7 protein-coding genes are annotated in these 6,286 nt (G+C 59.2%); 6 read left to right on the top strand and 1 reads right to left on the bottom strand.

The features are described 5' to 3' along the window. A partial coding sequence (locus VJV58_RS13620) for an alpha/beta hydrolase (RefSeq protein WP_324137877.1) occupies positions 1 to 327 on the top strand: 327 nt, incomplete at its 5' end. A 126-nt stretch (positions 328 to 453) separates the two neighbouring features. Here the strand turns inward: VJV58_RS13620 and VJV58_RS13615 are convergent. Further along, positions 454 to 1,182 (bottom strand): hypothetical protein, encoded by a 729-nt coding sequence (locus VJV58_RS13615; protein ID WP_324137876.1) that lies wholly within the window; start codon positions 1,180 to 1,182, stop codon positions 454 to 456. Positions 1,183 to 1,761: 579 nt separating this feature from the next. Between VJV58_RS13615 and VJV58_RS13610 the strand changes: the two genes are divergently transcribed. The 5 genes from VJV58_RS13610 to VJV58_RS13590 form a co-directional block, all read left to right on the top strand. After that, entirely contained in the window at positions 1,762 to 2,190 is a 429-nt protein-coding gene (locus tag VJV58_RS13610; RefSeq protein ID WP_324137875.1) for a hypothetical protein, read from the top strand. 240 nt (positions 2,191 to 2,430) lie between these two features. Beyond that, positions 2,431 to 3,036 carry a hypothetical protein gene (locus VJV58_RS13605; protein ID WP_324137874.1) on the top strand — a complete coding sequence of 202 codons (606 nt, stop codon included), beginning with the start codon at positions 2,431 to 2,433 and terminating at the stop codon, positions 3,034 to 3,036. 185 nt (positions 3,037 to 3,221) lie between these two features. Further along, a complete protein-coding gene (locus VJV58_RS13600; protein WP_324137873.1) occupies positions 3,222 to 3,854 on the top strand; it encodes a hypothetical protein in 633 nt (210 codons plus the stop codon). Positions 3,855 to 4,068: 214 nt separating this feature from the next. Then, entirely contained in the window at positions 4,069 to 4,350 is a 282-nt protein-coding gene (locus VJV58_RS13595; RefSeq protein ID WP_324137872.1) for a GIY-YIG nuclease family protein, read from the top strand. 1,293 nt (positions 4,351 to 5,643) lie between these two features. Then, the coding region (locus VJV58_RS13590; protein ID WP_324137871.1) for an S-methyl-5'-thioadenosine phosphorylase at positions 5,644 to 6,286 on the top strand (643 nt) is incomplete at its 3' end.

The raw sequence follows: 6,286 nt of genomic DNA, 5'->3' as shown, positions 1-6,286 counted from the left end.
CCGATTATCCACAAGGCCTACCTCGGCGAATTGGCCGAGGCCTATGTGCCGACGGATATCGATCGCGAGAGCCCGCTGATCTCGCCGCTATTTGCGGATTTGCGCGGCTTCCCGCCGATATTGATCCAGGTCGGATCGGCGGAGACGTTGCTAGCGGATGCCACGCGGTTCGCGGCCGCGGCCGGATCGGTCGACGTTGATGTGAGGCTGGAGATCTGGCCGCGCATGATCCACGCCTGGCCGCTATGGAATGCGAAATTGGCGGCCGGGCGGGACGCGTTGGCGAATGCGGGAGAGTTCCTCCGTGCTCACGCCCGAGGACAGTGAGCGGCAGTTGTAGACGGTCATGAAAATCGGCGCTGTTAAAAGCCCGGCAACGTAGATGCGATGCCGGGCTCAGTTGTCACGCGCTCCCGTTCTCATGGAGCGCTGATCCGATCAGGCGAACATGTCTTACTTCCTCCGATGATCGCGGGTGCCGGACTGCGCGGCGAGTTGTTCTGCGGTTGGTTTGCTGGCGATCGCCGCGGCAGGGGGCGGGCCGCCGGCGGCTGCGGTGGCGCCGGTGCGATAGTCGCGCGTCATGGTGTTGGTGGTCTTGTCGAAGGTGGTGCTCTTGATGGGGGTAGGGACCGCGGCGGTCGCAGTACTCCTCGCGGCGGCCACGTTCGCCTTTGTTTGGGTACTGGCGCTACGCGGTCCTGTGTGCCCAGGCGCGCCGCCGCCGTTACCAGCGCCATAATAACCCGTGTGATCAAACTTGCCAGTAACGTAGACCAGCTGCCGCTGACCGTTGGTATAGACGCGTATAATGGCCTCGTCGCCGTAATTTACGTCACTAAAGCCCAACTTAGGATATTCAACGCTCGTGATGTTACCTTTGCTATCGTAGTGTCCGATGCCAGGGGAATTAACCAGCCCACTAAGTCTATTTTCTTGACGGGCGGCCGCGGCTTTGTCCTGATTTCTCGTATCCTGATTTTGGCTGGACTGGCCGTCGTTCGGCTTCATCAGGCATTTCTTGTTGACCACCTCCCTACACGTGGATGGGTTTTTTGCGCCGGCATCGGGTGCGTCGTCGCCGGCCCTGGCCGGCAGCGACAGGCTGCTCAGGCTGATGGCGCCGAGCGCCAGCAGCGCGAACCTCGTGGGAGTTGTAATGCGCTTCGTCGTGTTAAGCATCTGCTATCTCCTGTTGACCGCAAGCGGCGTCGGTTGGGTGCTCTGAAATGTTCAATCAAAGCGTGTATCGAGGTTTGGCCGTTAGCGTCTGAACCGCATCTGGCTATCTTGTTCAGCAAGCGGTCATAGTAAGTCGGTCAGGAGCAAGCGTCCTCATACGATAGGAGGATGAATCGCCAATCCTCGACGCGGTTATTCGTCTCGATCTGAAGCATCTGGCGGTGCCGGAGCGGCGAAAGCAATGCTTCGCGGCGAGTGACGCTACGTGAGTGGAAATTTAACCACGAGCCCGTGCCGAACCAACCATCACCGCGTCCCTGCGGAAGCAGGGACCCCAGAGTGAGCGCGCTCGCGCTCATCGCTACGCCGTGACGGGGATGATGGAAGCAGGTGTTCGCTTCTCTGTTCGTTCAAAACGCTGCAGCCGGTGGTGATGGGTTCCTGCCTTTGCAGGAACGACGAGCGGAGGGACAAGCCCGGCCATGACGACGGGACGGCGCTTCGACCCGCCGCAAACTGATATCAGCGGCGGACAGCGCCCGCGCTATCGTCGCGTGCGGACTCCCTCGGGAGGCAGGATTGGCAAATCGTGAGTTTGCGCTTGAGCCTCGCCTCCTCAATCTCATCGGCCGTTTGCTGCTCTCCCCAGCTATCCCTCGGTCGAGATGCGCCCTTGATCTCGGCAGCCTCACTCTCCCGTTTTTTGCGCGCATGCTGTTTGGGCCGGAGCTCGACGGGCTGAGCTTCCTCGGTTGGGGCCGCATCAAGCCCGTCCCACGCGGCCGCAGTTTCGGCAGTCGGTACACAGCCGGTCCCCAACGCGCAGCAATTTGCCAGGCTAAAAGCCGCAATAAGAAACACAACAGGCTTGTAAATCATGCTGCTCATGGTTTGGGGATCAGGAATCCGAAGGATTTCGAGGAGCCTGGCACAAATAGTGATGTGCCGGCACGAAAGATTTCAAAAGCCGAGCAGCGCGAGCCCGACCCAGCTAAATGCAAAAATTGAACAGGCGACCGCCGCGACGGATGCCCAGGTTGCAATCGTTCTTGCAGACCGCATGTTGAAATACCCTTTTTTACAAAGTCCGCGGACTCTGTCCGACCTTCGTTGCTCAATGATGGCGACAATCCGCCCCAATAAACAAACCAGTGGGCTGTGACCATGCTGCCACATGGAGAAACGTGCTTGCCCGCAAAAACCCGCATTTTTTTCATGTAGTTGTCGAATCGGTGGGGAATCGAGCGGATGGACCGTCTGGGCGGCATCAAAACGTATGTTCTGACATCGGTCGCGCTGGGTTTCCTGGCACTCGTCGTGCTGTGGCTTGGTACCGGCGGCTCGCCATTTCTGTCCGCCCGGGACTTTGAAGAGTGCGTCGAACAGGTCGAGGCCAAGGCCCAGCCGAAAACGGAGCGGGCCGGCTCGCTGACCGATTGCAATGCGCGGTTTGCCGGTCGACGAAAGCCCGGCGGGGGCTACACCTATTACGATTTCATGCAGGACCGAAAGTTCGACATCGCGGGCCCCAATCCCACAGCGGAGGAACGGAAAGAGATCGACCGGGCCTATATGGGCTTCCTCGATGCCCAACAGCGCGAAGCCGTATCGGCTGAATTGGCAAAGAGGCAGAACGAGCGGCTGCGTGCCAGCTTGGAGAGCGCGCGTCAGCAGGCCGCTGCACCGATCACGTTGAAGCCGGCGAATTCATTTTCACCTCCATTGCCGGTAAAGCGTCCGATCGATCGATCAAAATCGACGCCCTGTGACGATGGTTCACTCTCCTGCAGTTGGGCAAAGCTATCAGCCGTCGTGAAGAATGCTTTCGCGTCCTCGCCCAAGACGAATCCCTGAATTTGCCGCCGCGTGTATGCCGCGATCAGCGAGCAAATTTTTATTTTGTTCACGAGCGATCGGATGCGAGCGGACCTATTTTCGCCGCTGCTGATATGGACAACGATTCCGGTTGAATAATCCGCCGATCGACTGCCAAGCGGTCGTTCTATGCACCGACAGAAAGCGTGTGTGGAAGCAATTTCATGGCCGAGCCCTTGGTTGCGTTCGATGCGCCGGATCTCGCGGAAACCATTGGCTTTCTGCGCCGTTTCGCCGAACTGATGTCGAGTGGCTACAATGCTGCTTATCTGCGGCGTGCCTGCGAACTCCTGGAAACACTGGCCGCTGATGCGATCGCCACTCCGAATGCCGAAGCCCTGTGGCGATACAAGTGTGAAAGCATGACGCGTCATGCCGACGCGCTGCAGGCGGAGTGTGACGCACTCAACGAAAGAATATTCTTTCTCGAAGCCAGACAGCCGGAGCTTCGATCCGACCTCGCCAACCGCAATCACTGCTACCAAGGAATCGAAGCTCAAGCGGTGGCAGAAGATCGTGCTGACGCGGTGCCTGGCTCCGAAGACGTGACGGTGCTGTCGCCGAAACCATGGAGCTCGGATGATGGCGCTGTAGCGGCCAGCGCCCTCGTTGCCAAATCCACACTGCGTCAGGCCCGCGCGCAGTTCAAATTCCTTGCCAGAGAGTTCGTGCCGCTGGGAAATATTGCCTCGCAAGTCATGTGCGTACTCGCGGCCAACGCGATGGACGCGGCCCTGCATCCGCCAGAGGACCATCCGGAGGCCGGCGAGATCGCGCGGAGCGTTCTCGGTTGGTAGGGCGGATTGGCGTAGAGCCAATGTTTTCAAAGGGACGACGTGCTACGTTATTTTTTCGCAGAACAGCAGAGGTGGTCGTCCCTGCGAAAGCAGGGACCCATAACCACCGGCTTTTCTGGTTGCGAGTGGTCGTCAATTTCGCACATAGTGAAAACCTACACCGCCGTGAAGACGACTGAGCTCAGTCAAGCTCAACACCCCCCGGATCAGGCCCATGTGCCACGTCTACATTCTCGCGAGCGGGCGTCACGGAACGTTGTACATCGGAGTGACGAACTGGTTGCAAAAGCGCTTGGCAGAGCACCGCAATAGCCAAGGCTCGTCGTTTGTAAAAGCCTACGACGTTCATCGGCTCGTTTACACGGAATCTTATGAACGCCCAGACGAGGCTATCGGCCGGGAAAAGCAATTGAAACGATGGAAGCGTGATTGGAAAATCGAGCTGATCGAAAGAGACAATCCTGAATGGCGCGATCTCAGCGATTTGCTGGTTTAGCGGAGCGACTTACCTGAGAGGGTGGGGGTTATGGGTCCCTGCTTTCGCAGGGACGACGCCGGGTGGGGGTAGCTCGCGCGCATCGGCAAAAAAGTTTGAACCAAATCAGCTGATGCTAGCTCTCCAGTCGGGTCGGAAAAAATATTCAGCTTCCGATCTGAAGCAAATCAGCAATAGATGCGCGCCGTCCCGTTCCCATACGAGGGGCGTTTCGCGATCGTCAAAGACGTTGGGAGCGGGATGCGATGGACGCGAAGGCGCGCTCGACGATGCGCGGATTTCGCGGACGACGAAGTCGTGTGGTCCTGACGCCTCGACGCTGGCGTCAAGTTAGTGAGAGGTATCTCACTGGCGACGGTGACAACAAAGCCCGATCACCGGGGAGATCACGTTATAAGTCGTAAAACCATTGCGCGGGGAATGCCGGATGATTTCGGTGAACCTGTGGTGACTACACTCGTATGCTTTCTATTTTGCATACGAGGCTGCGGGTGCATCGAGCGCCCGGCATTCCCTGCGCCCTCTGAATTTCAGATGGCTTTACACGATGCAAAACTCGCGCGGACATGCGCGGCGAGATCGCGGAGGTGTGTGCGGTTTGTCTGGCTGTTTGAAAATTTGGAATTGAGGACGGCTCTCTTTCTTATCCCTCCCACCTGTGGCGAAGCGCCGGGTGGGGGGTAGTCACCGAACCAACTTCGCTGATATCTGGCTTGCGGAAGCAGCCCCCACCCGTCACATCGTTCGCACCGCTCACGATGTGCCACCCTCCCCACAAAAGTGGGAGGGATAAGAAGGGGCGAGCCGTCGCTCGTCTCGCCCATAAAGAAGGGGAGGGATAAGAAAGAGCAAGCCTCGCTCGCTTGCGGGGCGAGGGAGAAGCAGATCGGAGCGAGAACGAAGGTGCGCGCGTCTCGGAAACGGCGGTCTTCATCCCTCCCACTTGTGGGGAGGGAAAGCAGATCGTGAGCGGCGCGAACGATGTGCAGGGTGGGGGGCCGTTCGTGTGTGTGTGTATGACGCAACCCCACCCGGCGCTTCGCGCCACCCCAGAGCGAGCTCTGCTCGTCTCGACCCCACAAACGTGGGAGGGATAAGAAAAGAGCGAGCTTCGTTCGGCGACCCATAAAGGGCGAGGAAAGAAAGGGCGACCTTCGCTGAGCTCAAGGATGGCCCGAGGAGATCGCGGAACGTCAACACACGCCACCGCTCTTCTTGTTCCGCTTATGCGCGGCCAGTAGGATGGGCGCGGAACGTGGCGGAGGCCGGCGTTGCGATGGGAAGTAAAGAGGAATGGCGAGGGCGGTTCTTGGGATTATCGGCGGTTCCGGCATCTATGAGTTGCCGGGGCTCGAGAGTGCGCGCGAGGAAGACATCGCCAGCCCGTGGGGTGAAGCTTCGGCGCCAGTGCGGCGCGGTAGCATCGCCGGACTGCCGATCGTGTTTCTGCCGCGCCATGACAGGGGTCACCGGCTGTCGCCGTCCGACATCAACTATCGCGCCAATATCGACGTGCTAAAACGTGCGGGGGTAACCGACCTGATCTCGTTGTCGGCCTGTGGCTCCTTCAAGGAGGAACTGCCACCCGGCACCTTCGTCCTGGTCGACCAATTCATCGATCGCACCCATAAGCGCGATAGCTCGTTCTTCGGCAAGGGCTGCGTCGCCCACGTGTCCATGGCGCATCCGGTGTCGCCACGGCTGCGCATCCATCTTGCCGAGGCCGGCGAAGCCGAGGGGATCGCTATCGCGCGCGGCGGCACCTATGTTTGTATCGAGGGTCCGCAATTCTCGAGTTACGCCGAAAGCATGACCTACAAGAACCTCGACTATTCCGTTATCGGCATGACCAACATGCCGGAGGCCAAGCTCGCCCGCGAAGCCGAGATCTGTTACGCGACCGTGGCCATGGTAACCGACTTCGATTGCTGGCATC

The organism is Bradyrhizobium sp., assembly GCF_035273305.1.
GTDB lineage: Bacteria > Pseudomonadota > Alphaproteobacteria > Rhizobiales > Xanthobacteraceae > Bradyrhizobium.
This window is presented reverse-complemented; position numbering and strand designations above follow the sequence as displayed.